Raw genomic sequence first — 26,366 nt, forward strand, 5'->3', positions numbered from 1 at the left:
AAAAATTATGATTACATTATCTCTCTCTCAAATCGCCTCCATTTTAGAGGCACAGCTTATCGGTGATGGCAACGTGACTGTCGAAAACGTGAGTACAGACAGCCGTAAAACCGTCAATAATGGGTTGTTTTTTGCGTTGAAAGGCGAAAATTTTGATGCACATGACTACGTTATGAAAGCGGCTGAACAAGGTTGTGTTGCCGCCGTGGTTGAACATCCAACAGAGGGCAATATTGCCCAATTAATTGTGAAAGACAGCCGTCTTGCCTTAGGGCAGCTTGCCAAATGGTTGCGTGAGAAAATCAATCCGAAAGTGGTGGCGATGACAGGGTCTTCGGGCAAAACCACGGTAAAAGAAATGACGGCCTCTATCTTGCAACAAAGTGCGGTGGATTTTGACGACGTTTTATTTACCCAAGGCAATTTTAATAACGACATCGGTGTTCCGCTGACGTTATTACGTTTAACCGAAAAACATAAATTTGCAGTGATTGAACTTGGTGCCAATCATATTGGTGAAATTGCCTATACCACCGCCTTGGCGCAGCCTGATGTGGCGTTAGTCAATAATGTCATGGCAGCCCATTTGGAAGGTTTTGGTTCTCTTGACGGCGTTGCAACAGCGAAAGGCGAAATTTTCCGCGGATTAACCCAGCATGGCGTCGCTATTATTAATAAGGCACATAACTATTCACAAAAATGGCAGGCAGAGATTGGTGATCATTCGGTGCAATATTTTGCTTACGATGATCCGAAAGCCGATTATTATGCCGAAAACATCGTATTTTCCGGACAAGGAGCGGCTTTCATCTTACACACGCCACAAGGCAATGTGCAGATTGATTCACCGTATTTAGGTGAGCACAACGTATCAAATGTTTTAGCCGCGACAGCGCTGACAATGAATGTGGGTGCGACGTTAGCGCAGGTCAAAAAAGGGTTGGAAACGCCATCTTTGGTGAAAGGGCGTTTGTTCCCGATCGTCCCTTGTGAAAATCTTTTGCTCCTCGATGATAGCTATAATGCGAATGTAGGTTCCATGAAATCAGCAATTTCTGTGTTGCAAAAATATTCGGCATTTCGCGTCTTTGTTGTTGGTGATATGGCAGAATTAGGCGATAATACACCGCTTTGTCATCAAGACGTGGGCGAGTTCGCCCGTGCTGCCAAATTGGATTTGGTGATTTCATTTGGACGTGACAGTGCCGCCATAAGTGCGGTCAATTTAGGTCGTCATTTTACCGATAAAACAGAACTTGTCGCTTATTTAACACCAATTATTAAACAACAATTAACACAACAAAAAGTCGTTGTTTTGGTGAAGGGATCACGCAGTATGAAAATGGAAGACGTGATCGATTTATTAAAGGGTAATTTTTTATGTTAGTTTGGATTGCTGAGTTTCTCACCAAATACAATTCTGATTTCCATGTCATTTCCTACATTACCGTGCGTGCTATTTTAGCGTTGCTCACGGCACTTTTATTGTCCTTATGGATCGGTCCGAAGGTTATTCGTCGTTTACAACTGCTGAAGTTTGGCCAAGTCGTACGCGATGACGGCCCTGAAAGTCACTTTGCCAAAAAAGGGACACCGACCATGGGCGGTGTCATGATTCTCTTTGCCATCGGTGTGAGCACATTATTATGGGCGGATTTAAGAAACCCCTATGTTTGGTTTAGCTTGTTTGTTTTATTCGGCTACGGCGCTGTTGGCTTTGTGGACGATTACCGTAAAATTACCCGTAAAAGCACAGACGGATTAGTGGCGCGTTGGAAATATTTTTGGCTGTCTGTGGTGGCATTGGTGGCTGTGTTTGGTATGTATGCCATGGGGCAAGATACCGATGCGACACGCCTTGTCGTGCCGTTCTTTAAAACGGTGATGCCTCAGCTAGGCATTTTCTATATTGTATTAGCTTATTTTGTGATTGTCGGTTCCAGTAATGCCGTGAACTTAACGGATGGGTTAGATGGTTTGGCGATTGTGCCGACCATCATGGTCGCCGGTGCATTTGCATTGGTGGCATGGGCAACCGGGAACATTAACTTCGCTGAATATTTACACATTCCGTACATTAAATTTAGTGCTGAGTTAGTGGTATTCTGTACTGCCATTGTGGGTGCCGGTCTCGGTTTCTTATGGTTTAACACTTACCCTGCGCAAGTGTTTATGGGCGATGTCGGCTCATTAGCATTGGGCGGCGCGTTAGGCGTGATTGCCGTCTTAGTTCGCCAAGAATTTCTATTGCTGATCATGGGCGGTGTGTTCGTCATGGAAACGCTGTCCGTGATTTTACAAGTGGGTTCCTACAAATTGCGTAACAAACAACGCATTTTCCTGATGGCACCGATTCATCATCATTTCGAGAAAAAAGGCTGGCCGGAGCCACGTGTTATTGTGCGTTTCTGGATCATTTCCTTAATGCTGGTATTAATTGGTTTAGTGACCTTAAAACTACGTTAATCATACCTAAAAGCGCGGTCATTTTTGAGAGAGAATTTCATGCAATATCAAGATAAAAAAGTCACTGTTATCGGACTGGGCAAAACAGGGTTATCCTGTGTTGATTTTCTGCGCGCTAAGCACGCGGAAGTTCGTGTCATGGATACGCGCAACGCACCGGCAGGGGCAGATCAACTTGATAAAACCATTCCTCTGCATACCGGCAGTTTAAACCAGCAATGGCTCTTAGAAAGCGATTTGATCGTGATTAGCCCGGGTCTTGCGGTAAAAACGCCAGAAATTCAGACCGCACTTCAAGCCGGTGTCGAAGTTGTCGGCGATATTGAGCTGTTCTGTCGAGAAGCGGATAAACCGATTGTGGCGATTACCGGCTCCAACGGCAAAAGCACCGTGACTACCTTAGTAGCAGAAATGGCAAAAGCCGCCGGATTAAGCGTTGGCATGGGCGGAAATATTGGTATTCCTGCGCTTTCTCTCTTAAATCAATCGCATGATATTTACGTTTTGGAGCTTTCCAGCTTCCAGTTAGAAACCACCTATTCGCTAAAAACTGTGGCGGCAACGGTGTTGAACGTCACCGAAGATCATATGAATCGTTACGTGGATTTACAGGATTATCGCCAGGCGAAATTAAAAATCTACGATAATTGCCAAACGGCGGTGGTTAACGGAGAAGACCCGCTCACCCTGCCAACTACGCAACACCCGGAAAAACAAGTGAGTTTTGCGGAACATCATGCGGATTATTGGCTGAAAAACGAAAACCGGAAAACCTATTTAATGGCGCGTGATGAGGTGATTTTAGCTTGTGATGAAATGAAATTAACCGGTCGCCATAATTACATGAATGCCTTGGCTGCGATTGCCTTGGCGCAAGCTGCCGGCATTAATTTGTTGGGAATTCAGACCGCACTTCGCGAGTTCGGTGGCTTGGAACACCGTTTCCAAGTGGCGCATATGGCGAACGGCGTGCGTTGGATCAATGATTCAAAAGCAACCAATGTCGGTAGTACGGTTGCTGCATTAACCGGTTTACAGGTCGCCGGGAAACTCTATTTATTGTTAGGTGGAGATGGCAAAGGCGCAGATTTTTCAGCTCTGGCAACCTTAATTAATCAGCCGCATATTTATTGTTATTGCTTTGGCCGTGATGGCAAAGCGTTAGCGGATCTTACCTCACAAAGCCGCTTATTCGACACCATGGAACAAGCCATCGCGGCAATCCGTCCGCAATTACAAGCAGGCGACATGGTGTTGTTATCCCCGGCGTGTGCCAGTTTGGATCAATTTCCGTGTTTTGAAGCACGCGGTGAAGAGTTCACGCGATTGGCACAGTTAAGCTCATCACTAAGTTAGGACAGATGAGGAAAATACATGGGATTTTGGGATCAGTTTAAAGCGCGTAGCGTGCAAGCAACCACCGTAACGCCAAGCAGTTCGTTGTACGACCGCACGTTGCTTTGGTTGTATTTAATCTTGCTATTAATTGGGCTATTGGCAGTATCCTCAGCCTCTATTCCGGTGGGGACCCGTTTGTATAGTGATGCGTTCTATTTTGCCAAGCGCGATGTGCTTTACATTATCCTTTCCTGTGTGACCTGTTATTTTGCGCTACAAATTCCCATGGAAAAGTGGGAAAAATGGCATGTTAAACTCTTTGGCGTGGCTTTGGTGTTGCTTTTTCTCGTGATGATTCCTGGGATCGGACGGGAAGTGAATGGCGCACGCCGTTGGATCCCGATGGTTTTATTTAATTTCCAACCGGCGGAATTTGCTAAGTTAGCCTTAACCTGTTTCCTCGCCAGTTATTTTACCCGACGTTATGATGAAGTGCGGAGTCGCAAATTAAGTGCGTTCAAGCCTTTTATCGTGATGGGCGTGATGGGCTGTTTCCTTTTAGTACAACCAGACTTGGGCAGTGCCGTTGTCTTATTTATTATCACCTTTGGCCTATTATTTATCGTAGGTGCCAACTTTTGGCAGTTTATCGGGTTAATTGGCGTGGGCTTGTTGCTGTTTGTGTGGTTGGTGCTGACATCCGCATACCGTCTAAAACGGATTACCGGCTTTATGGATCCTTTCAAAGACCCTTACGGTACCGGTTTTCAATTATCTAACTCGTTAATGGCATTCGGTCGTGGTGGCTTTTTCGGCGAAGGGTTAGGCAATTCCGTATTGAAATTGGAATATTTGCCGGAAGCACACACTGACTTCGTCATGGCGATTGTGGGCGAAGAGTTCGGCTTTTTTGGGATTTTTATTATTATTGCGCTACTTGGCTTATTGGTTTTTCGCGCCATGAAAATTGGGCGTGAGTCCTTAATTCTGGAACAGCGTTTTAAAGGCTTTTTGGCTTTCGGGATCAGTTTTTGGATTTTCTTCCAAGGCTTTGTGAATTTAGGGATGGCGCTGGGGATGTTACCGACCAAAGGGCTTACCTTTCCACTCGTCAGTTACGGGGGCTCCAGTATTATCATTATGTCGGTGACTATTGGTATGCTCCTGCGCATTGATCACGAAAATCGCCTCATGCGTGGTGGTCAAGCAAGATTGCGGGATGACTAAGAACCTAAGTGCGGTCGGTTTTTTAAATATTTTTAGAGAAAAGAGATGGGTAAGAAATTATTAGTGATGGCAGGTGGAACAGGCGGACATGTTTTCCCTGCCATTGCCGTTGCACAAGAATTACAACAGCAAGGTTGGGAAATTCGCTGGCTGGGCACCAAAGATCGTATGGAAGCCCAACTCGTACCAAAACATGGCATTCCCATTGAATTTATCCAAATTTCAGGTTTACGCGGCAAGGGCATCAAGAGTTTATTATTGGCGCCTTTTGCGATTTTGCGCGCGGTGTGTCAGGCGCGTAAGATTATTCAACAATATCAACCCAATGCGGTATTAGGCATGGGGGGCTATGTTTCGGGCCCGGGCGGTATTGCAGCAAAACTTTGCGGCGTGCCAGTGGTATTGCATGAACAAAATGCCATTGCGGGGTTAACCAATCACTGGTTGTCGAAAATTGCAGCTCGTGTATTACAGGCATTTCCCAATGCCTTTCCTCATGCCGAAGTGGTGGGTAATCCGGTACGTCGTGATTTATTCCAAACCGAATCGCCGGAAACACGTTTTGCTGCCCGTGATAAAATCTTGCGTATTTTAGTTGTCGGTGGCAGCCAAGGGGCGCGCGTGTTAAATCAAACTGTGCCAAAAGTCGCAGAGAAACTCAGTGCTCAAGGTTTGGAGATTTATGTGCGTCACCAAGTAGGCAAGGGCAATTTAGCAGGCATTGAGGAAATTTATCAGGCAAACCAAAATGGCGTGGCGACTGAATTTATCGATGATATGGCAGAAGCTTATGCCTGGGCGGACATTGTGATTTGTCGTTCTGGCGCATTGACGGTGTGCGAATTGGCGGCAGTCGGTGTACCGGCTATTTTCGTGCCTTTCCAACATAAAGACCGTCAGCAATTTTTGAATGCCAAATATTTAGCGGATGCAGGGGCTGCGCTGATCATTGAGCAACCGGAATTTACCGAAGCGCGTCTGTTGAATGCGTTAACCCCATTGTTGGCAGATCGTGAAACATTATTAGCCATGGCGTTAAAGGCAAAAAGCAAGGCAACACCGTTAGCGGCTAAGCGGGTCGCTGACGTGATTGAAGACGTGGCAAATTAAATTAAAAGTGCGGTCGTTTTTTCAATTATTTTGCGCGACCGAGTAAGAAGGACAGATTCATGGATAACTATCATCAACAGATTAGAGACATCATTCCGGAAATGCGCCGAGTGAAGCAAATTCATTTTATTGGTATCGGTGGCGCGGGGATGTGTGGTATTGCCGAAATTTTATTGAATGAGGGGTATCATATTTCGGGGTCGGATATTGCGGAAAGTGCGGTGACTCAGCGTTTAACTCGTGCAGGTGCTAAAGTATTTATTGGGCATAAAGCAGAAAACATTGCCGGTGCCAGCGTGGTGGTGATTTCTTCTGCGATTCGTGATGGTAACCCTGAAGTGGTGGCGGCAAAAGAAGCACGCATTCCGGTGATTCAACGTGCGCAAATGTTGGCGGAATTAATGCGTTTTCGTCATGGTATTGCCGTGGCAGGTACGCACGGTAAAACGACGACCACCGCGATGGTTTCTATGATTTATGCAGAAGCCGGTTTGGATCCGACTTTTGTGAATGGCGGTTTGGTGAAATCTGCCGGGACGAATGCGCATTTAGGGCGTAGCCGTTATTTGATTGCCGAGGCCGATGAAAGTGATGCCTCTTTCTTGCATTTGCAGCCGATGATTTCTATCGTGACCAATATTGAGCCGGATCATATGGATACCTATCACGGTGATTTTGATGAAATGAAGCAAACCTATGTGAATTTCTTACATAATTTGCCGTTTTATGGATTAGCCGTGTTATGTGCTGATGATGCCGATTTAATGAGCTTGGTGCCGCAAGTTGGGCGTCAGGTGATTACTTATGGTTTCAGTGAGAATGCCGATTATCGCATCGAAGATTATCAACAAACCGGTTTCCAAGGCCATTACACGGTGATTTGCCCGAACGGTGAACGTATTGATGTCTTGCTGAATGTGCCAGGACGCCATAATGCCTTAAATGCGACGGCCGCGTTGGCGGTAGCCAAAGAAGAAGGCATCAAAAACGAAGCGATTTTAGCCGCATTAGCTGATTTCCAAGGGGCTGGTCGCCGTTTCGATCAGTTAGGGCAATTTATTCGTCCGAACGGTAAAGTGATGCTGGTGGACGATTATGGTCATCACCCGACAGAAGTGGGCGTCACCATTCAAGCCGCACGCCAAGGCTGGGAGAATAAACGGATTGTGATGATTTTTCAACCGCACCGTTATTCCCGCACCCGCGATTTATTTGATGACTTTGTGCAAGTCTTATCTCAGGTCGATGCCTTGATTATGTTGGATGTGTATCCCGCCGGTGAAGCACCGATTGTGGGGGCAGATAGTAAAGCATTATGTCGTTCTATTCGCAATCTTGGCAAAGTGGATCCGATTTTGGTGTCTGATACGACACAATTAGGAGACGTGCTTGATCAAATTATTCAAGATGGCGATTTAATTTTGGCGCAAGGCGCCGGCAGCGTGAGCAAGCTTTCACGCCAGTTAGTCGAATGTTGGACAAAAGAGTAAGTGGATAGCGAGATGAGTAAAACCTTAAAACAAGAAAAAATTGCCGTATTATTGGGCGGAACCTCAGCCGAACGTGAGGTGTCTTTAAATTCAGGAACTGCCGTATTAAACGCATTGCGTAAACAGGGGTATGATGCTTACCCGATTGATCCGAAAACTTTTCCGGTGGCAACACTAAAAGAACAAGGCTTTGATCGTGTGTTTAATATTTTACATGGTCGCGGTGGTGAGGACGGCACGATGCAAGGGTTGTTGGAGCAAATCGGTATTCCTTACACCGGTTGCGGCGTGATGGCGTCTGCGCTGACCATGGATAAAATGCGCACGAAAATGTTATGGAAAGCCTTTGGTCTGCCTGTCGCTGAGATGGAAATCGTGACAGTGGAAAATCGAGCAACCTTAAACCCTGAGGTAGTGGTCAAAAAATTAGGCTTGCCGTTGATGGTGAAACCCTCTTTAGAAGGGTCTAGTGTGGGGTTAACCAAAGTGAAAACGATGGAAGAATTGGAAAGTGCGGTGGATTTTGCGCTTAAATTTGATCGCACCGTACTGATTGAAGAATGGCTTGCCGGTGATGAATTTACTGTGCCGGTACTGAATAACGAAGTGTTACCTTCCATTAAAATCGTGCCGGAAGGTGAGTTCTATGATTATGATGCGAAATACATTTCTGATAATACGCAATATTTTTGTCCGGCAGGGTTAAGCGATGAACGTGAGCAGGAGCTTCGCCATTTAGTAAAACAGGCCTATGATGTGGTGGGATGTCGTGGTTGGAGCCGTATTGATGTGATGGCAGATGCGGAAGGAAAGTTCCGTCTGGTAGAGGTGAACACGAATCCTGGTATGACGAGTCACAGTTTGTTCCCAAAATCAGCTGCAACGGTTGGGTATTCTTTTGAACAGTTGGTTGAGAAAATTTTAGAGTTGAGTGCGGAATGAATTTACTAAAACGCAAAACCACACAAAATATAAGATATGGTGAGCCAAAATCAAAAGTTTTTGTGCAAATTAAATTATTACTTGTGCTATTATGCGTTGGCATCGCGTTCTATTCTTATTCAAATTGGCAAAGTTTTCTAGAAAAATTAGATAGTAAGCCTATCAGTGCATTTGCATTAGTCGGTACACCAACCTTTACGACGGATGCGGATGTGCGTGATGTTTTATTGAAAATGGGTGGGTTAAAAGGCTTTTTCGGTCAGGATGCCGACATTATTCGTGAGCAAATTGAAACAATGCCTTGGGTAAAAGGGGCGGTTGTGCGAAAAATGTGGCCGAATAAGTTAAGCATTTGGGTGACAGAGTATAAGCCTGTTGCGATTTGGAACGAAAGCGATTTTCTCTCTGATGATGGCGTCGTTTTCCAGCTGCCCATGAATAAACTCAAAGATACGCATCTCCCGCGTCTAGCCGGTCCGGATTTCCAAAGTGAAAAAGTGCTTGATGCCTGGAATAGAATTTATGCTGATTTGAAACAAAAAGGCTTAACTTTAAAAGCGGTTGCCATTGATGCGCGTGGTGCATGGAAAGTCGTATTAGATAATGATGTGGTACTGAAACTTGGGCGAGGCGACTGGAAAAGCAAACTCGAGCGTTTCGTTACGATTTATCCACAGATTGAAATTCCTGAAAATAAGCGATTATCTTACGTTGATTTACGTTACGCCTCCGGTGCTTCGGTAGGCATGGTGGATGCTAATTAAATATTAATAGTGAAGTTAAAAAATGTCTAAAATTGTGGAATCAAAGACTATTGTAGGATTGGAAGTCGGTACATCAAAAGTGGTTGCCGTGGTGGGTGAGGTATTGCCTGATGGCGTGGTAAACGTGCTTGGTGTCGGCAGTTGCCCTTCTAAAGGAATTGATAAAGGAAGCATTACGGATCTCAATGCAGTAGTGACTTCAATTCAACGCGCCATTGAAGCGGCTGAATCGGTGGCTGACTGCCGTATTATGAGCGTAACGCTAGCTATTACCGGTGAACATATTCAAAGTCTAAATGAAAATGGCTTTGTGCCGATTGCCGAAGGCGAAGTCACACAAGATGAAATTGATTCTGCGATTCACACAGCCAGTTCGGTGAAAATGCCGGAAGGGTTGTCTTTGTTGCACATTATTCCACAAGAATTTGCCGTTGATAAGCAAATGAATATTAAAAATCCATTGGGTTTGCAAGGTGTGCGCTTAAAAGCACAGACCCATTTAATTGCTTGTCATCAGGATTGGCTAAACAATCTGAAAAAAGCGGTAGAACGTTGCAAATTAAAAGTGGAGAAAATTGTCTTTTCCGGTTTGGCTTCAAGTTATTCTGTATTGACTGAAGATGAAAAAGATTTGGGCGTCTGCTTAATTGATTTCGGTGCCGGCACCATGGATATTATGGTGTATATTAACGGGGCATTGCGCTTTAGTAAGGTGATTCCTTACGCCGGTAATCGTGTGACCGATGATATTGCTTATGCTTGTGCGACCTCAAGAATGGAGGCTGAAAGCATTAAAGTGAATCATGGTAGTGCATTCTGTCCACCGAAACATCATGCGGATAAAAAAATTGAGGTCTCTAGCATTGGTGGGCGTGGTCCGCGCACATTGACTCGCGAACAACTTTCGATGGTGACATCTGCCCGCTATAAAGAATTATTAGGTTTAGTTAAAAATGAACTTCTTTATTTAAAAGCGGACTTAGATTCTAAAAATATGAAATGTGAGCTTATTGCCGGCATTGTCATCACCGGTGGTGGCGCACAAATTGAAGACTTAAAAGAATGTGCCGCCGAGGTATTCGGTACTCACGCTCAAGTGCGTATTGGTAGCCCGTTAAATATTACCGGTCTTACGGATTACGTTAATAAACCACAATATGCAACAGTCATTGGATTATTGCAATATGGACATAGTAATGAAGATGAAGGTCCAATCAATGAGGAGCATACCGATAGCGGATTTTTAAGTGCTTGTGGCAATATCATGAAAAAAATTTTTAATAAAGTGCGGTCGGAATTTTGAGAATTTTGATTTTTCATCTACAATATGAACAATTTGGGTTTAATACGCCGATAATTTGTCGGCACTAACGGAGAATAGGTAATTATGTTTGAGCCGGTAGATTACGATCTTGGTGAAATGAGTGGTGCGTTGATTAAAGTCGTCGGTGTTGGTGGTGGCGGCGGTAACGCGATTAATCATATGGTTGCAAATATGCAGCAAAAAAATGCCGGTAATATGATTACTGACGATGCTCTATTTAACACCGATGAGCATGGTAAGATTGAATTCTATTCTGTGAATACAGATGCTCAAGCGCTTCGTAAGAGTCAAGCCCAACAAACCGTTCAAATCGGCGCGAATACAACGAAAGGATTAGGTGCCGGTGCAAACCCAAATGTCGGTCGTAAAGCAGCGGAAGATGATCAAGATGCCATTCGTAAAATGTTAGAAGGTGCGGATATGGTATTTATCGCTGCCGGTATGGGCGGTGGTACAGGTACCGGTGCAGCACCGATCGTGGCTCAAATTGCAAAAGAATTAGGTGTTCTTACCGTCGCTGTGGTGACAAAGCCGTTTGTATTCGAAGGTAAGAAACGGATGATGTTTGCTGAAATGGGAATTAAAGAGTTATCGAAATATGTGGATTCTCTTATTATCATCCCTAATGAGCAATTAACGAAGGCTATGCCAAAAAATGCCACATTGATACAAGCATTTTCCGCCGCAAATGATGTGTTGAATAATTCTGTGACCGGTATTTCCGATATGATCACCTCTCCAGGGTTGATTAACGTGGACTTCGCTGACGTGCGTACCGTGATGTCAGAAATGGGACAAGCAATGATTGGCTTTGGTGCAGCACAAGGTCCACAAGGAGAGGGGCGTGCTGAAGAGGCTGCAAAAATTGCAGTGAAAAGCGATCTATTAGAACGTGTGGATTTATCCGGTGCGAAAGGTGTTTTAGTTAATATTACTTGTGGTATGGATTTGGGATTATCTGAATTCAACGCTGTAGGTGAGACCGTGAGAGGATTTGCTTCGGAAGAGGCAACAGTGGTCATCGGTACGACATTAGTGCCGGATATGGTTGATGAAATTCGTGTAACTATTGTTGCGACCGGTATCGGCGAGCCTGAAACGCCGGAAATTCAAATTCCTGCTCGTCCTCAGACTGTACAGGGAAATACTCAACCGGGTCTTCAACCGATTAGTACAGCCTTTGGTAGTTTGGGAACTCGGGCGCCAAATTATGGTCAGATAACACAAGATAACGTATCTGAACGTGGTCAACAAAAGCCGGAAGATAAACCTATTCCTGCTAATGTCGATTCACTGTTTAATGTACGCGATTTTATGCGTAATAATGACAAATAGAGAGTATTATGATTAAGCAAAGAACCTTAAAACAAAGCATTAAAGTCACCGGTGTTGGCTTGCATAGCGGTAACAAAGTTACTCTGATTTTGCGCCCGGCAATGCCGAATACTGGGGTGGTCTATTGCCGTACTGATTTGAATCCGCCGGTGACATTCCCGGCTAACGCAAATTCAGTGCGTGATACAATGCTTTGTACTTGCTTAGTGAATGAACAAGGTGTGCGTATTTCAACGGTTGAACATCTTAATGCCGCATTGGCTGGATTAGGTATTGATAATGTGATTGTTGAAGTAGATGCACCGGAAATTCCAATTATGGATGGTAGTGCAAGTCCATTTATTTATTTATTACTTGATGCAGGCATTGAAGAACAAAATGCACCGAAGAAGTTTATTCGTATTAAACAAAAAGTACGCGTAGAAGATGGTGATAAATGGGCTGAATTTTCTCCTTATAACGGTTTCCGTTTAGATTTTACGATTGATTTTAATCACCCGGCAATTAGCAAAAATGTACGTAATTATGTGTTGGATTTTTCTGCACAGGCTTTTGTACAACAAATTAGTCGTGCCAGAACCTTTGGTTTTATGAAGGATATTGAATACCTTCAATCCCAAGGCTTAGCTTTAGGCGGTAGCTTGGATAATGCCATTGTGCTTGATGATTACCGCATTTTGAATGAAGACGGTTTACGTTTTAAAGATGAATTGGTACGTCACAAAATGTTAGATGCGATCGGTGATTTGTATATGTGTGGTTATAACATCATCGGTGATTTCAAAGCCTACAAATCAGGTCATGGTTTGAATAATAAATTATTAAGAGCGGTATTGGATAATCAAGAAGCGTGGGAGTTTGTTACCTTTGAAGACAAACAACAAGTTCCACAAGGTTATGCTGCACCGGCTCAAATCTTAATTTAATATCTAAAATAGTCGGTTATAAAAAACTATATTTCATTAGAAATATAGCTTTTTTTGTATCACGTTTTATTAGTTAATCGACATAAACAAGGCTACTTCATGAAAAGTAGCCTTTTTATTATAGCCAGCCAAAGTCTGGCTATAAAAACCATACGCAACATATATGGAGCCAAATAGCTTAAGCGATGAACAGAAAAATCCTCGCGATATAATGAATAAGGCTGACAACCGAAATTCAACATTATAGGAGGATTATTTACCCCTCGTAGCGTGCATCTTGATGCACGAATAATTAACCTCGATGCGTAATTCACGATTTCATGCGTAGCGTGCATCTTGTGCGCGAATGATTAACACTCGGATGTGTAATTCACGATTTTATGCGTAGCGTGCAACTTGTTGCACGAATGATTAACCTCGATGCGTAATTCACGATTTTATGCGTAGCGTTCATCTTGATGCACGACCAAATAACGCACGGAACGTTATTTAACTCTTTCGGGCATTCATGATTTCGTGCAACAAGTTGCACGCTACGATTCATTTAAAATAGTGATATGAAAATAAACACGGTGACCGGTTTTCACAAGCCCCTTTTAGGGCTTGTGAAGTATAGGCCCTTATATGGGAATAGGGGAGCCTAAAAACCGCACGTTTTACGTGCGGATTGTTATTTGGGATTAAATCTAATCTAAATTACAAGTATCCAAACAGGGTTGTGAAGATATAACCGAAGATACAGGAGGTAATTACACCGATTAAGCCCGGTAAAATAAAGCTGTGGTTGATGACAAATTTACCGATGTGGGTGGTGCCGGAGCGGTCAAATTGAATCGCTGCCAAGTCGCTTGGGTAGGTTGGTAAAATGTAGTAACCGTAACACGCTGCGGCGAAGGCAAGAATAATCGCCGGGTCAACACCGATACCTAATGCCAGTGGTACGAATGCCACTAATGCCGCCGCTTGGGAGTTAACGAATTTAGAGATTAATAGTAGCATTACAGCATAAGTCCAAGGGTGAGCTTTTACAACGTCCCCTAATGCCGCTTTCATCATTGGTGTATGGACGGTAAACATGGTTTCTGCCATCCAAGAAATCCCGAATACTGCCACTAATGCAATCATACCGGAACGGAAGATTTCATTTTTACTGATTTTACCGGCGTCGGTTTTTGTAAAGATGATTATTAATGCACCAGCCAATAACATGAAGATTTGAATAACATGAACCATGCCTAAATTGACTTTTTTCTTCACTGAGTCTTTTAAGACGATTGTCGCGTTTTCAATGGTTTCTGTTTTATCGCCGGCAGTAATGACAACATTGTTATCTTGTAAAGCAACAGTTTGGGTTAATGTACCTTTGTTGTCGTAAATCTCAACGCTGTCATAAGCGGTTTTTGCTTTAGCTTTGTTGTCTTTAACATCAAGCGCAACTTTACCGTCTTTGGCTACGGCAAGAATTTTACCGTCTTTCACGTTAAAGCTTTTGACTGCTTTATCGCCTGAAAGTACTTCAACTACCTGCGCGGGTGTACTTTTCTCGAAAGATGGACGCAATTCTTTGAAATAACCCAATAAGGCAACCACTAAAATGGCACCGAAGAAAATCCACATCGCATTCCAGCTGGATTGTGGTAATTTTTTATCGAGTAGGGAAGCGCTGTCGCCATACACATATTTTTTGAATTCAGGATCTTTTAATTTTTCTTGGAATTCTTGGTCTTTATCTAAATCTTTACCACGGAACCAGCTGAAGATACCGATGGCTAACACACCACAAAGGGTGGATGGCACAGTGATTTTTAATAAATCTAAGTAACCGTCAAAGCCGGCTAAATGGTTTTGTGCATTCACTAAGAAAGCCGTTAAGGTGACGACCGCAACGGAAACCGGGGAAGCGATGATACCCATTTGTGAGGCGATGGAACTTGCTGCCATTGGGCGTTCCGGACGAATGTCGTTTTTAATCGCGATATCGTAAATAATCGGTAACATGGTATAAACCACATGGCCGGTACCACAAAGAATCGTCAGGGTACAGGTAACAAATGGAGCGAGAATACTGACGTATTTCGGGTTTTTACGCAGTAATTTTTCTGCGATTTGCAACATCACATCTAAACCGCCACTAGCTTGTAACGTTGCCGATGTTACCACCACCGCAAGAATGGTTAACATGACATCGATTGCCGGTTTACCCGGTTCAATGCCGAAACCGAACACCAAGACAATAAGACCAATACCGCCTAACAAACCGAGCGCAATACCGCCTTTTTTGGCGCCGTAGAATAAACAGATTAAGACGATCGCAAGCTGAATTGCAAATTGCGTGCCTTCACTTAAGTTCATGAGAAATTCCATAGAGACTCCAGAAAATAATTTCATTTGGTGGTGAGAAAATCAACGCCAGTCTAGCATTAAGGCTACTTATTAAGTAGTAGAATTAGGAAAATTTTTGCGTTACATCAAAATTTTATCAGTGTGTTGTTCAACGCATAGCGACGATTCACTTCTCGCCTAACCTGTAAAAAAGCGTGCAATGAGAAAAAACACGGTGATTTTCAACCGCACTTTAGTCCATGTTTTTACTAGTTTATTAGATAAATACGATATAGAATAAACACAATTTTTAACGCAGTATTAATAAACAGAAGAAGAAAGGTAACAGTATGATCGATCCGAATTTACTCCGTAATAATTTGGCAGAAGTCGCAGAAAAATTAAAAATTAAACGTGGTTTTACGCTTGATGTGGCAAATATCACGCAATTAGAAGAACAACGCAAAGCCTTACAGGTAAAAACCGAAACGTTACAAGCAGAACGTAATGCGCGTTCTAAAGCCATCGGTGCGGCAAAAGCCCGTGGAGAAGATATTGCGCCGTTGTTGGCGGAAGTGGATCACATGGGCGCAGAATTAGAACAGGGCAAAGTGGAGTTAGAAAAAGTACAAAATGCGTTAAATGACATTGCCTTGAACATCCCGAATATTCCTGCTGATGAAGTGCCTTTGGGGAAAGATGACACTGAAAATCTTGAAGTATCCCGTTGGGGTGAACCACGCAAGTTTGATTTTGAGGTAAAAGACCACGTTGCATTAGGCGAAAATTTACAAGGCTTGGATTTTGCTTCTGCGGTGAAATTAACCGGTTCCCGTTTTGTGGTGATGAAAGGTCAAATTGCCAAATTACATCGTGCCATCGCGCAATTTATGTTGGATTTACACACGGAACAACATGGCTACACGGAAGCTTATGTGCCTTATTTAGTGAACCACGATACGCTTTATGGCACAGGTCAATTACCTAAATTCAGTGAAGATTTATTCCACACGAAACCGCTAGAAGGGCAAGATCCAAATGAAGTGCAACGCACTTATGCGTTGATCCCGACAGCGGAAGTGCCGGTTACTAACTTGGTACGTGGTGACATTTTAGAAGCGGAAAATTTACCGTTAAAAATGACCGCACATACGCCATGTTTCCGTTCAGAAGCCGGCTCTTACGGACGTGATACACGCGGTTTAATTCGAATGCACCAATTTGATAAAGTGGAATTGGTTCAAATTGTGGAACCGGAAAAATCCATGGATGCACTGGAAGAACTGACAGGTCACGCGGAAAAAGTCTTGCAATTACTTGGCTTGCCATATCGTAAAGTGTTGCTTTGTACCGGTGATATGGGCTTTGGTTCTTGCAAAACTTACGACTTAGAAGTTTGGGTACCGGCGCAAAATACGTACCGTGAAATTTCTTCTTGCTCTAACATGTGGGATTTCCAAGCGCGTCGTATGCAAGCACGCTGTCGTTCAAAAGGCGACAAGAAAACCCGTTTGGTACACACCCTTAATGGTTCCGGTTTAGCCGTGGGGCGTACCTTAGTGGCCGTTTTGGAAAACTATCAAAATGCTGACGGTTCGATTACCGTACCGGAGGTTTTACGTCCTTACATGGGCGGATTAGAGGTGATCGGCAAATAGCCTACACACTTGCTGTAAAAAATAGACATAAAACCACCGCACTTGAGTCTGTTCGTTAAAAAGCCAGCCTGAAATATCCTCAAGGGCAGATTCTCATAGGTAATATCATGAAAAGTGCGGTGGTTTTTATGGAGAATTGGATCTAAAAAAATAGGCAACATCTTTGAGATGTTGCCTATTTTTTGTTGTTAAGCTTTGGCTTGAGCTCGTTTCACTAAAATCGTGGAAAGGCTGAACGCCACAATAAAGGAAATGGCCATGCCAATGCTGTACATGGCAAGGCTGTCCGGTTTAATCGACGGAATCCCTAAAAAACCTGCCGCACCAAGGGCGATGGCTTTGACATTAAAGAACGCAATAAACGCACTGGCAAGACCGGAGCCAATCATGGCTGCGATAAAGGCTTGACGGTAACGCAAGTTCACCCCGAACATGGCCGGCTCGGTAATACCCAGCAACGCAGAAATGCCGGAAGGAATGGCCAAGCCGCGAATTTTCGGATCTTTTAAGGCAAATGCCACACCCAAACAGGCGGCGCCCTGCGCAATGTTAGACATTGCCGCAATTGGGAAAATAAAGGTACCGCCGGTACGAGCCATTTCCGCTAATAATTGGGTTTCCACCGCAATAAAGGTTTGATGCATACCGGTAATCACGATGGGCGCGTAGAAGGTACCGAAAATCGCACCGCCGATGAAACCTAAGGTGTCATATAACCAAGTCAACCCTGCGGCAATTAATGAACCTGCTTCACGTCCGATTGGGCCGATGAGGGTAAACGCCAAGAAGCCGGCGATAAACAAAGAAAATAGCGGTGTGACCAAATTATCTAAATAAGACGGCACAAATTTACGGAACGTTTTTTCTAACGTTGCTAACACCCAAGCAGAAATTAAGGTTGGGATCACAGTGCCTTGATAGCCTACGCGTTCAATTTGCAAACCAAGTACATTCCAATATTGGATTTTTCCTTCTGCCAGCGTTAAAGCATAGTTCCAGCCGTCAGCCAGTGCCGGGTGAACCAATAACATTCCTAATGCGGCTCCAAGGAATGGGTTACCGCCAAACTTACGGGTGGCGGAGAAACCAAGCAATACCGGCAAGAATACAAACGGTGCGTTCGCAATGGTATTAATGAAATCCACTAAATCTTTGAGTTCAGGATGCATGTCAATGACGCTGAGTTCATCCACAAAGAACCCTTTGGCGGTGAGCATGCTGTAAATACCCATCAACAAACCGCCTGCCACAATGGCCGGAATGATCGGCACGAAGATATCCGCTAAACCTTTCACCAAACGTTGCAACAAACTTTGATTACCGCCTGCCGCTTCTGCTACTTCCGCTTTACTCACATCGCCGATGCCTAGCAATTTGGTTAATTCAGCGTGAACTTTATTCACCGTGCCGGAACCAAAAATAATTTGATATTGGCCTGCTACAGCAAATTGCCCTTTTACGCCTTCAATGTTGTCAATGCCTTCCTTGTCCACTTTGCTTTCATCATTTAGTACAATACGCAAACGGGTGGCACAGTGAGCCGCTGTGACAATATTTTCTTTGCCGCCAAGTTTTTCAATCACTTGTTGGGCGATGTTAGGAAAGTTCATAGTCTTCTCCCGAAGTAGTAAATAATAGGTAGAATTCTAGCTAAAAGGTTTTTGCTAAGCCAGCAGAATTTATTGCGTCATTCACTCATCCGCGCACTGAATACACCTTAAATTTGTTATTTTTCGCTAATACCTCATGACCGCCGAAATGTTGATCCAGCCAGTCGGCATAAGGCAAAAAGGCATTTGCCACAATGCGCAATTCACCACCGGCTTTAAGATGCCATTTGGCTTGTTTAATCAACTCATTAACGGCGGTATAGGCGGTATCAATGCCGTCATGAAACGGCGGGTTGGAAATGATCAGGTCAAATTTACCTTCCACATGAGAAAACACATCGCTTGCCTGTACCGTGCCTTGCAACTGATTTTCTCGCAACGTTCGCTGTGCCGATTCAAGCGCCATGGCGTGAATATCCGTCATCACCAGCTTGGTTTTCGGATGATATTTTTGAATGTAACTGCCAATCACGCCTGCGCCACAACCGATATCCAGTACATCGCCCGACACATTTTTTAACGTGGACAACAACAATGCGGTGCCGCCATCCAGTTCGGCTGCGCTGAATACGCCCGGCAACGCATACACGGTGACATCAGCAAGTTGTGGATGTTGGTAGGATTTCCAGAAGGAATTCAGATCAAAGTGCGGTGGATTTTTTAGCTGAAAATGATAAAGACTACAACGGCGGGCAGAGTCGATTTTGTGAATATCGCCGAAGTCCGCAAGCCTATTTTCGGCAGAACGTACGCCGCTACGATTTTCGCCGACAATGAGTATTTCTTGCCCCATCGGGCTTTTGGCGAGAATTTGCATTAATTGGACATGGCATTCCTGCTTGTTCTTTGTCCAATAAAACAGGATCAAATCGGCTTGGCATTGAAATTCGAGGGAAAAATCCACCGCACTTTGTTGCTTTTGATTTTCTCGGTTGGCGTAATCAAAATACCAACTCCAAGCGCGGGCGTTAAACCCCTGGCGTCGTAAATCGGAAAGAAACTCATCGTTCACCGCGCCGGTAAGCAATAATGATTTCCCCGTTAAAAAATCTAAATGCCGTTCCAACACTTCGCTTTCTGCACAAATCACGCTATTAATCCTCTGCCTTATTGGTTAAAATGGGCGCCCATTATACTGGATTGAATTGATTTTAGATATGCAAGAAACGCGCCAACCTTACTCCCGTCGAGATGTATTACTGCAACAAATGGGCATCAGCCAGTGGCAGTTAGTGCGCCCGGAAGTGTTGAAAGGCGCAATGAATATCACTGTCGCCGAGCATATTCGTTTGATTATCATCAGTCAGCAAAATCTATTGCAACAACCTGTTGTGCAGGATGTGTTACGCAGCCTCACACTGGATAGCGAGCAAGTATTAAACATCACCTTTGAACAGCTTGCTTATTTGCAAGTTAACCATAAAGTCAGTTATTGGTTGCTTTCTCAAAACGCCTTGGAAAATGACCGCACTTTAGCGCTCCCACAACCGTTAAATGTGTGGCAGTCAGGTGATCTTGAGGAATTTAAACAACATCCGCAGGCAAAACGTCAATTTTGGCAAACCATTCAACAATCCCCTTCCATCAATGCCGCATAACAAGGATCTGTCGTGATAACCATTTCGCCCATTGAAGCACAAGATTTTGACGCACTTTATGCCATTGAGCAGGCGGCTCACGCCGTGCCTTGGAGTTTAGGCACGCTGAAAAATAACCAAGGCGAGCGTTATCTCAATTTAAAGATCGTCGAAGGACATCAGATTTATGGATTTGCTATTTGTCAGACAGTATTAGATGAAGCCACCCTGTTTAATATTGCTATCGATCCGCAAAAACAAGGCTTGGGACTCGGACGACAACTCTTAAACGAGCTCATCACCCAACTCAGACAAAAAGGCATTCTGACCTTGTGGCTAGAAGTGCGCGAATCCAATCAAAAAGCCCAAGCGCTTTATGATTCGCTGGGCTTTAATCAAGTGGATATCCGTAAAAACTATTACCCGACGCCTGATGGCAAACGGGAAAATGCCGTTGTCATGGCGGCCTATTTGTAAGGTTATTTTTCCTTCTTAATCGCTTCCAACATCGGCACAAACCACGCTTTCACCTGCTGATTTATCCAATTCAAATCTAATTTCTGCGTTTGTACCAACACACGTTGCCAATATAAATCGCCGGGAGAATAATCACCACCTTCGGCAATTTTTGTTAACTGAGCAAAGCACTTATCACCATCAACTTCATCTTCGTTAGCGATCTGTTCTAGGTATGCCTTAATACCTTGTGTTGGAATCAACTGTAATTGCGACTGCCCGGCTAAATAGCTTTCGACATAAATTTGCAGTTGCGCAAGGGCATCCTGTTGAGACACCACCTGAAAAATCTCGCGTTTATCCTTGCCTTGGAAAAGAGATTCCGTCGGCTGCGGCTGCGTGGCACACAACAATAAATGATATAACCAAGCTTCAATACGATCTTTGTCTTTCACCGTTGCCATGCGCCAGGTCACACGCTGTAACGGGTCGCCATATAAATGAGAGATATTGCCTGATAAGGTGATGTTACCGAATGCCGTCGGCAAGGTCATTTGTACAAAACGGTTTTGTGGCGTTTGTTCCACATAATCGGCAATATAGTGTTTAAATTCCGTCACTTCATCCAATAATTTATTGGCGTAGAGTGTCGCAAATTCGCCTCTTGGCAAGACGCCTTTCACCTTCAAATGATCAAAAAATGCGTCGATTTGGTGTTCATCGACATCGACCAAGTCCGCATGAATCAGGTATTTCTCTAAGCCATTATTCAAAACGAAATTTTCACTGTCGGCGATACTTTCTTCCTGCTCGGAAAAATTCACACCGAGGCGGCGCTCAAAGAAAAATTTCACCGGATTTTTCACAAACGCCACCAAACGAGAAAATTCAATCTCCGTTTCTTGCTCGAAATCCTCCTGCGCTATCGCTGGTTGAATAAAATCCGACAATGCTTGATTGGATTGCGAATTCACCAAAGGCAACCATTGTTGCGCAAAAGATTGGCTAAAAGTGCGGTCGTTTTTTTCAAAGTTTTTTCGACTAAATGCCGTCATGCCGTGTTGTTGCACCAGTAATGCCCGCCAATCCTTACCTTCATTCGGCAGATTTTCCACGATGTAATCCAACAACTGGCTCACCAACACCGACGGCTCACGTTCTTGATTATCTGAAATAGAACGTCCGATGTAGCTGATATACAAATATTCCTGCGCAGATAACAAAGCCTCAAGGAACAAGTAACGATCATCATCACGGCGTGCACGATCCCCTTTAATGCGGTGATACTGCATTAAGTCAAAACTATTTGGCGGCTGTTGACGTGGGTATTCACCGTCATTCATACCGAGCAGGCAGACCACTTTAAATGGAATAGAACGCATCGGCAGCAACGTGCAGAAATTCACTTTGCCGGCTAAAAAACGGTAGTGATTCGGGTTTTCTTCTAACGCACCACTCATGACATCTGCCACAACATCAACCGCCAAGCGCTCGTCAAAATGCACGTCCTGTAACTGTTCTGCAAATTGCTGAATCACGTCTTTAATATAAAATAAGGTTTCTTCGGTTTCCGTTGTCGCGGCAAAGAAACGATCCGTTAAGGTCAACAAATGTTGTTGCCATTGCGCCACGGAATAGCGTTGTTGCAGCGTTTGGTACCAATCTGATAATGCGACGATAAACTCAGCCAGTTGCCCCGCTAGCTGCCCTTTTAAACCAAAACTGTTATCCAATCCAAGGCTGTCTTGCCAAATACCATTTTCTTCCCGTAAGGCATACCCCAACAACATACGTTCCAAACCGGCTTGCCAAGAATTGTAGTTGTTTTGCGTCTCACCATGAGGTTCTGCACTTTGTTTCTCTAAACCAAAACGCACGCCGGCATTTTTCACCCAATCTCGAATTTGCGCCAAATCCTGCAATTCAATATTAAAGCGTTGGCGTATTGCCGGCACATCTAACAGCGCTAACACCTCTTCTGCACTGAAAATGCTTTCTTTGAGCTGCAATAAAGAGAGGAACCCGGCAATAATCACATCATTTTCCGATAATTTGTTATCCGAAATCGAAAATGGAATGGCAGTTTGCGGCGTAGCATGTTGCCCGAAAACCGCGCGAATATAAGGCGTGTATTTATCAATATCCGCCACCATCACGATGATGTCTTTTGGAGTCAAATGGGGATTTTCTTGTAATAAATGCAGCAGATAATCCTGCAAGACTTCCACTTCCCGCATCGTGCTGTGGCAAGCATGGAAGGTTAAAGTGCGGTCATTTTCTTGATAGTTTAACGGCTCACTGCCACTCGGTATAAGGTGCAAAATCTGATGTTGAATTTGACTCAATAAATTCTTCGGTTCAATCTCCGCATAGGCAGAAATCTCATTCGGTTCTAACTGCGTTAATAAATAAGAAAAATCGCGTCCCAATTTTCCCCATGAAGCCAACAAGGGATTACCGACTTGCAATTTTTCCTGTGCGTAAGTCACTTCCCATTGCTGCTCAGCCTGCGCAATTTGTTCTGCGGATAACAACGGTTTATTCGCTTGATTGAAATAATCGGTACGAGTGCGTAGTGCTAATTTTTCAACAAATGTTGGATCCACAATGTCCCCCCAATATTCCTCGCAAGGATTATTGAAGAACAAATGCACATCACAATATTGGCTAATCGCCTGAAATATTTCCAAATAGGCTTTTGGCAAGGCAGGAATACCGAAAATGAAAAGACGTTCCGGTAAAAAGAGCGGTCGATTTTCACGGAGTTTTTCTAACAGCAACTGGTGTAAATGCGCTCGGTGTTGTACTAACTCCAATCCGGTTTCGGTTTTTACTGCCTGTACCAAAGCCCGCCACAGGCTCGCCTGCCAGGCGATATTTTGTTCAATCTGTGCCGATAAACGATCATTATTGAAACTTGATTGGGCTTCAATTTGATGATGAATATCTGCCTCTTGGTGCGCTTCCCAAGCGGCAATCCAGTCCGGGCGGTAAACCAAATATTGGTCGAATAAATCCGCGATCTTTCCGGCAAGTTGGTAGAGTTTAAATTGCTCCGATTGAACAGAATGCGCCAGATAATGGCGTAAAGGATGAAAAGCCTCTTGCTCTAAATATTGAGGAATTAAGCGCATCAAACGCCACATCATTGCATTTTTATTAAACTGATTGCTTTGCGCCACATCAGGCAAGTTTTCCGCATAAAGTTGCCAAATAAAACTGGCGGGCATCGGGAAAGCAAAATTTGCTGCAATGCCTTTTTGCTCTGCGATTTGTAACTGTAACCATTGTGCCATGCCCGGACTTTGTACCAGCACGGTTTCCGGCTGTAATGGATTGCTCAGCGGTTGACGTTGAATTAATTCAACGAGAATGTCCTTTTGCACCTCAAGTTGATTCGAATGATAAACAGTAAACACGCCGCCTCCGGAAATAAGCCCAAATATAAGTTGGGCTATTATAAACTAATTTCACCGCGAGGATATTTCACCGTGACCTGATTTTGCGTGCACGTAACGCGAAAACGAATTTGATTCTGTAGCACGTTCGATTCACAAGGCAACCCAAGAAAACGCCGTTGATGTTGATTCTCAACAATTTGAATAGCTTGAAAACGTTGATAAATTTCCACCGCACTTTTGCGTTGTAAATTTCCCCATTGGTTAAACGTGAGGAAAAGCCCGCTGAATACAGATAAGGTCACCAACAAAGACGGCAAGCTCATGCCTTTGTGATTAATTCTTTGGAACGACAAAATCATACCAACTCTTCTCTGCTAAGCGCCAACGGCTGTATTGTTGCACGATCTGAGTAACCGTACTTTTGGAATAAGTCACTTTAATATTTTCATCTAACGTCAATCGTCCTTTGGTAATGATCGAACCGCTAATTTTACCCTGCCCTCGAATATGTAAATCGCCTTCGGCGACAATCACCGCATTCACGTTTTTATCAATCTCCCATTCGGTTTCATTCGCCGTGAACCAATACAATGCCGCAGGCGACGACTTGCTTAAAATTAGCGGTGGAGACTGTAATTGTTGACGAAAAAGCACAAGCCCTTCTTCGGAAATGAACTGGTCAAACAACTTTTCATGTTGGTTTCGCACCGGCTGTTTTTGAAATAATTTATCGCGCCGGCACCACACATAATGGCTCAAACCATCCGCTAATCGATTATTCTCCAAACGAAAGGTCACTAGAAAGGTATCACCGTTTTCTTGTGTAGAAAGCTGTTCGCAGCGCGTTTTTTTCTCATGCACGCTAAGTTGTTGCAAGGTGAGCTGTTGTTCCACATACCGATGCCGCTGAGCAGCAATGGCGGAATATAAACGCAGGAGATCATCGTTAAATAGCATAGCCACCAGCAAAAATCCGCTAAGTAATATCAGTAAGGTGAGGGTCATAATGCCGCGTTGGGGTGTTGTCATGGTTCTTCTCGGTTTAATAAGGGCACAATGACGGTGGTTTCGTAACTTATTTTCTTATGCTGCTTTAAATTGCCAATTAAACGCACTTCAACGCCTTTTTGTTCCGCTAACCAAGTAAAAGTTAAATCAGAAATTTCATATTCTTTTTCATCTAACAAATCTACCCAACCACCGTGATTACAGGCAGATTGTTGGGTATAACGTTGGCAATCTTCAAAACTGCAATTTTGTTTGACCGCACTTTTATAGGTTAAACGGGTTTCTACCATTTTCTTATTGAGTCGATAACCGAATAATTCACGTTCAATTTCTTTGGTGGCATTTTTCTCGTTTGCAAGACAGGTATTGCCTTTGTATTGTCCGCCTATACAGCCGTTCACATTCAGATCATAGAAAAAGAGAACGCAACTGTTACTTTTTTCACCATTCATTTGCGCAATAGTCATTGCCGAGGGCGGATTCGGTTGTTCAAATAAGGATAAATTGTTTCGGGTTAATTTCTCGCTCACCGCGCGAAAACCGGCACGCGCCAAATCTTTACCGATGAGCTGAATCACACGCTGCAGCTCCGTTTGTAACTGCAAACGCAAAAGCATTTCCCGATTTTGTTGTTGGTGTTGGCTATAAAACTGCAAAATCACCAAGAATAAAAACGAAGAAAGGGATATTGAAAGCATTAAACTCACCAAGCTTTGCCCCGACATGTATTTTGGTTTTAACGTTATGCTATTCTTCGTCATTCACACAAGCGCTTAAGGATTGGTTATCTTTTAATTTAAGGCTGCCCACATTAAAAAATGAAAAGAGGGTTCGTTGATGATTGGCTTGTAACACAAAACAGGCGGTGGACGCGGTGTTACGAATGCCGCTTAACCGTGTAATTTCAAAAGGGTAGTAGCGTTTACTGATTAACAGGGTGCCTTCAAAGGCTGGAAAATAAAAATAGGCGGAAACTTCCGAGGGGCAATGTTGTGGGTTTAAGCAATCACATAATTTGTCATGCTTCACTTGCGCCGTGAGACACCAACGTCCCGTCGTTTGATGACGATTGGCAATTAACAACCAAATGTCCGATGAATTTTCTACCCGCGCTTGAATTTGGCGTAAAAAGATATATAGCTTTTGTTGCTCTTTCTGCAAAATCGACTGTTGGCGATAGTGTTGCCATGTGGGAAGTGCCAATGTTAATAGAACACTTATCACAAGCAGTGCAATCAAGCTTTCCAATAAGGTGAATCCCTTTTGCATAAACGTTCCTTTTTTTTGACCGCACTTTAGCCAGTGAAATCATCAAAAGGAAAGCTTGCGATGTGATTTTGCGATCCCAATCGCAAAACCGTATCTTTCGCGCATGAGAAGCATCATGCGCAGAGAAAATAAGAATAGGTTGC

At 43.8% G+C, this 26,366-nt stretch carries 22 protein-coding genes; 14 read left to right on the forward strand and 8 right to left on the reverse strand.

The window, feature by feature from the left end; translation table 11 throughout:
- Positions 1–7 precede the first annotated feature (7 nt).
- From murF to lpxC, 11 genes are all read left to right on the forward strand, one after another.
- A complete protein-coding gene (gene murF / locus AC30SF_RS03165) occupies positions 8–1,387 on the forward strand; it encodes a UDP-N-acetylmuramoyl-tripeptide--D-alanyl-D-alanine ligase (RefSeq protein WP_489607529.1) in 1,380 nt (459 codons plus the stop codon).
- Entirely contained in the window at positions 1,381–2,466 is a 1,086-nt protein-coding gene (mraY, locus tag AC30SF_RS03170; protein WP_021617067.1) for a phospho-N-acetylmuramoyl-pentapeptide-transferase, read from the forward strand. Before murF ends, mraY begins: the two co-directional genes overlap by 7 nt.
- A 39-nt stretch (positions 2,467–2,505) precedes the next feature.
- Entirely contained in the window at positions 2,506–3,822 is a 1,317-nt protein-coding gene (gene murD / locus AC30SF_RS03175) for a UDP-N-acetylmuramoyl-L-alanine--D-glutamate ligase (protein WP_489607530.1), read from the forward strand.
- 18 nt (positions 3,823–3,840) lie between these two features.
- Positions 3,841–5,031 carry a putative lipid II flippase FtsW gene (gene ftsW / locus AC30SF_RS03180; protein WP_295973548.1) on the forward strand — a complete coding sequence of 397 codons (1,191 nt, stop codon included), beginning with the start codon at positions 3,841–3,843 and terminating at the stop codon, positions 5,029–5,031.
- A gap of 45 nt (positions 5,032–5,076) precedes the next feature.
- A complete protein-coding gene (gene murG / locus AC30SF_RS03185; RefSeq protein WP_314116268.1) occupies positions 5,077–6,141 on the forward strand; it encodes an undecaprenyldiphospho-muramoylpentapeptide beta-N-acetylglucosaminyltransferase in 1,065 nt (354 codons plus the stop codon).
- A 59-nt stretch (positions 6,142–6,200) separates the two neighbouring features.
- Positions 6,201–7,631, forward strand: coding sequence for a UDP-N-acetylmuramate--L-alanine ligase (gene murC, locus AC30SF_RS03190; protein ID WP_489607531.1), 1,431 nt, complete (start codon positions 6,201–6,203; stop codon positions 7,629–7,631).
- 12 nt (positions 7,632–7,643) lie between these two features.
- Entirely contained in the window at positions 7,644–8,573 is a 930-nt protein-coding gene (locus tag AC30SF_RS03195) for a D-alanine--D-alanine ligase (protein WP_376922692.1), read from the forward strand.
- On the forward strand, positions 8,570–9,337 hold the full coding sequence (locus AC30SF_RS03200) for a cell division protein FtsQ/DivIB (RefSeq protein WP_314116263.1): 768 nt from the start codon (positions 8,570–8,572) through the stop codon (positions 9,335–9,337). The genes AC30SF_RS03195 and AC30SF_RS03200 overlap by 4 nt, the downstream gene beginning before the upstream one ends.
- A gap of 22 nt (positions 9,338–9,359) precedes the next feature.
- Complete coding sequence (ftsA, locus tag AC30SF_RS03205) at positions 9,360–10,640, forward strand: cell division protein FtsA (RefSeq protein ID WP_021617060.1); 1,281 nt, start codon at positions 9,360–9,362, stop codon at positions 10,638–10,640.
- 84 nt (positions 10,641–10,724) lie between these two features.
- On the forward strand, positions 10,725–11,996 hold the full coding sequence (gene ftsZ, locus AC30SF_RS03210) for a cell division protein FtsZ (RefSeq protein ID WP_021617059.1): 1,272 nt from the start codon (positions 10,725–10,727) through the stop codon (positions 11,994–11,996).
- Positions 11,997–12,004: 8 nt separating this feature from the next.
- Positions 12,005–12,922 (forward strand): UDP-3-O-acyl-N-acetylglucosamine deacetylase, encoded by a 918-nt coding sequence (gene lpxC / locus AC30SF_RS03215; RefSeq protein ID WP_314170919.1) that lies wholly within the window; start codon positions 12,005–12,007, stop codon positions 12,920–12,922.
- 696 nt (positions 12,923–13,618) lie between these two features.
- Here the strand turns inward: lpxC and AC30SF_RS03220 are convergent.
- Entirely contained in the window at positions 13,619–15,286 is a 1,668-nt protein-coding gene (locus tag AC30SF_RS03220) for an anaerobic C4-dicarboxylate transporter (RefSeq protein ID WP_489607532.1), read from the reverse strand.
- Between the two features lie 308 nt (positions 15,287–15,594).
- Between AC30SF_RS03220 and serS the strand changes: the two genes are divergently transcribed.
- Complete coding sequence (gene serS / locus AC30SF_RS03225) at positions 15,595–16,902, forward strand: serine--tRNA ligase (protein WP_489607533.1); 1,308 nt, start codon at positions 15,595–15,597, stop codon at positions 16,900–16,902.
- A 188-nt stretch (positions 16,903–17,090) separates the two neighbouring features.
- Here the strand turns inward: serS and AC30SF_RS03230 are convergent, their stop codons facing one another.
- Positions 17,091–18,512 (reverse strand): sucrose-specific PTS transporter subunit IIBC, encoded by a 1,422-nt coding sequence (locus AC30SF_RS03230; RefSeq protein ID WP_489607534.1) that lies wholly within the window; start codon positions 18,510–18,512, stop codon positions 17,091–17,093.
- A gap of 85 nt (positions 18,513–18,597) precedes the next feature.
- Entirely contained in the window at positions 18,598–19,602 is a 1,005-nt protein-coding gene (rsmC, locus tag AC30SF_RS03235) for a 16S rRNA (guanine(1207)-N(2))-methyltransferase RsmC (protein WP_489607535.1), read from the reverse strand.
- A 67-nt stretch (positions 19,603–19,669) separates the two neighbouring features.
- Here rsmC and AC30SF_RS03240 point away from each other — a divergent pair, with 67 nt between their 5' ends.
- Both AC30SF_RS03240 and rimI read left to right on the forward strand, forming a co-directional pair.
- The gene (locus AC30SF_RS03240) at positions 19,670–20,110 is read left to right on the forward strand and encodes a DNA polymerase III subunit psi (RefSeq protein ID WP_489607536.1); all 441 of its coding nucleotides are present in this window, start codon (positions 19,670–19,672) and stop codon (positions 20,108–20,110) included.
- 12 nt (positions 20,111–20,122) lie between these two features.
- Positions 20,123–20,566, forward strand: a complete 444-nt coding sequence (rimI, locus tag AC30SF_RS03245; RefSeq protein WP_489607537.1) for a ribosomal protein S18-alanine N-acetyltransferase — start codon at positions 20,123–20,125, stop codon at positions 20,564–20,566.
- A gap of 2 nt (positions 20,567–20,568) precedes the next feature.
- Here the strand turns inward: rimI and recC are convergent, their stop codons facing one another.
- Genes recC through AC30SF_RS03270 form a run of 5 tightly spaced genes read right to left on the reverse strand, consistent with a single transcriptional unit; the run spans position 20,569 to position 26,223 of the window.
- On the reverse strand, positions 20,569–23,964 hold the full coding sequence (gene recC, locus AC30SF_RS03250; RefSeq protein WP_489607538.1) for an exodeoxyribonuclease V subunit gamma: 3,396 nt from the start codon (positions 23,962–23,964) through the stop codon (positions 20,569–20,571).
- Between the two features lie 38 nt (positions 23,965–24,002).
- The gene (locus AC30SF_RS03255) at positions 24,003–24,305 is read right to left on the reverse strand and encodes a DUF5374 domain-containing protein (RefSeq protein WP_489607539.1); all 303 of its coding nucleotides are present in this window, start codon (positions 24,303–24,305) and stop codon (positions 24,003–24,005) included.
- Positions 24,280–24,975, reverse strand: coding sequence for a DUF2572 family protein (locus AC30SF_RS03260; RefSeq protein WP_489607540.1), 696 nt, complete (start codon positions 24,973–24,975; stop codon positions 24,280–24,282). The genes AC30SF_RS03255 and AC30SF_RS03260 overlap by 26 nt, the downstream gene beginning before the upstream one ends.
- A complete protein-coding gene (locus AC30SF_RS03265; RefSeq protein ID WP_489607541.1) occupies positions 24,972–25,715 on the reverse strand; it encodes a hypothetical protein in 744 nt (247 codons plus the stop codon). Before AC30SF_RS03265 ends, AC30SF_RS03260 begins: the two co-directional genes overlap by 4 nt.
- Positions 25,702–26,223 carry a type II secretion system protein gene (locus tag AC30SF_RS03270; RefSeq protein WP_314400978.1) on the reverse strand — a complete coding sequence of 174 codons (522 nt, stop codon included), beginning with the start codon at positions 26,221–26,223 and terminating at the stop codon, positions 25,702–25,704. Before AC30SF_RS03270 ends, AC30SF_RS03265 begins: the two co-directional genes overlap by 14 nt.
- Positions 26,224–26,366: the final 143 nt, after the last annotated feature.

The organism is Aggregatibacter valvarum (assembly GCF_980468985.1).

Bases quoted from the DNA above. Each gene is read 5' to 3' on its own strand.
- murF (WP_489607529.1), top strand. From the start codon at position 8: ATGATTACATTATCTCTCTCTCAAATCGCCTCCATTTTAGAGGCACAG.
- mraY (WP_021617067.1), top strand. From the start codon at position 1,381: ATGTTAGTTTGGATTGCTGAGTTTCTCACCAAATACAATTCTGATTTC.
- murD (WP_489607530.1), top strand. From the start codon at position 2,506: ATGCAATATCAAGATAAAAAAGTCACTGTTATCGGACTGGGCAAAACA.
- ftsW (WP_295973548.1), top strand. From the start codon at position 3,841: ATGGGATTTTGGGATCAGTTTAAAGCGCGTAGCGTGCAAGCAACCACC.
- murG (WP_314116268.1), top strand. From the start codon at position 5,077: ATGGGTAAGAAATTATTAGTGATGGCAGGTGGAACAGGCGGACATGTT.
- murC (WP_489607531.1), top strand. From the start codon at position 6,201: ATGGATAACTATCATCAACAGATTAGAGACATCATTCCGGAAATGCGC.
- AC30SF_RS03195 (WP_376922692.1), top strand. From the start codon at position 7,644: ATGAGTAAAACCTTAAAACAAGAAAAAATTGCCGTATTATTGGGCGGA.
- AC30SF_RS03200 (WP_314116263.1), top strand. From the start codon at position 8,570: ATGAATTTACTAAAACGCAAAACCACACAAAATATAAGATATGGTGAG.
- ftsA (WP_021617060.1), top strand. From the start codon at position 9,360: ATGTCTAAAATTGTGGAATCAAAGACTATTGTAGGATTGGAAGTCGGT.
- ftsZ (WP_021617059.1), top strand. From the start codon at position 10,725: ATGTTTGAGCCGGTAGATTACGATCTTGGTGAAATGAGTGGTGCGTTG.
- lpxC (WP_314170919.1), top strand. From the start codon at position 12,005: ATGATTAAGCAAAGAACCTTAAAACAAAGCATTAAAGTCACCGGTGTT.
- AC30SF_RS03220 (WP_489607532.1), bottom strand. From the start codon at position 15,286: ATGGAATTTCTCATGAACTTAAGTGAAGGCACGCAATTTGCAATTCAG.
- serS (WP_489607533.1), top strand. From the start codon at position 15,595: ATGATCGATCCGAATTTACTCCGTAATAATTTGGCAGAAGTCGCAGAA.
- AC30SF_RS03230 (WP_489607534.1), bottom strand. From the start codon at position 18,512: ATGAACTTTCCTAACATCGCCCAACAAGTGATTGAAAAACTTGGCGGC.
- AC30SF_RS03240 (WP_489607536.1), top strand. From the start codon at position 19,670: ATGCAAGAAACGCGCCAACCTTACTCCCGTCGAGATGTATTACTGCAA.
- AC30SF_RS03255 (WP_489607539.1), bottom strand. From the start codon at position 24,305: ATGATTTTGTCGTTCCAAAGAATTAATCACAAAGGCATGAGCTTGCCG.
- AC30SF_RS03260 (WP_489607540.1), bottom strand. From the start codon at position 24,975: ATGACAACACCCCAACGCGGCATTATGACCCTCACCTTACTGATATTA.
- AC30SF_RS03265 (WP_489607541.1), bottom strand. From the start codon at position 25,715: ATGACGAAGAATAGCATAACGTTAAAACCAAAATACATGTCGGGGCAA.
- AC30SF_RS03270 (WP_314400978.1), bottom strand. From the start codon at position 26,223: ATGCAAAAGGGATTCACCTTATTGGAAAGCTTGATTGCACTGCTTGTG.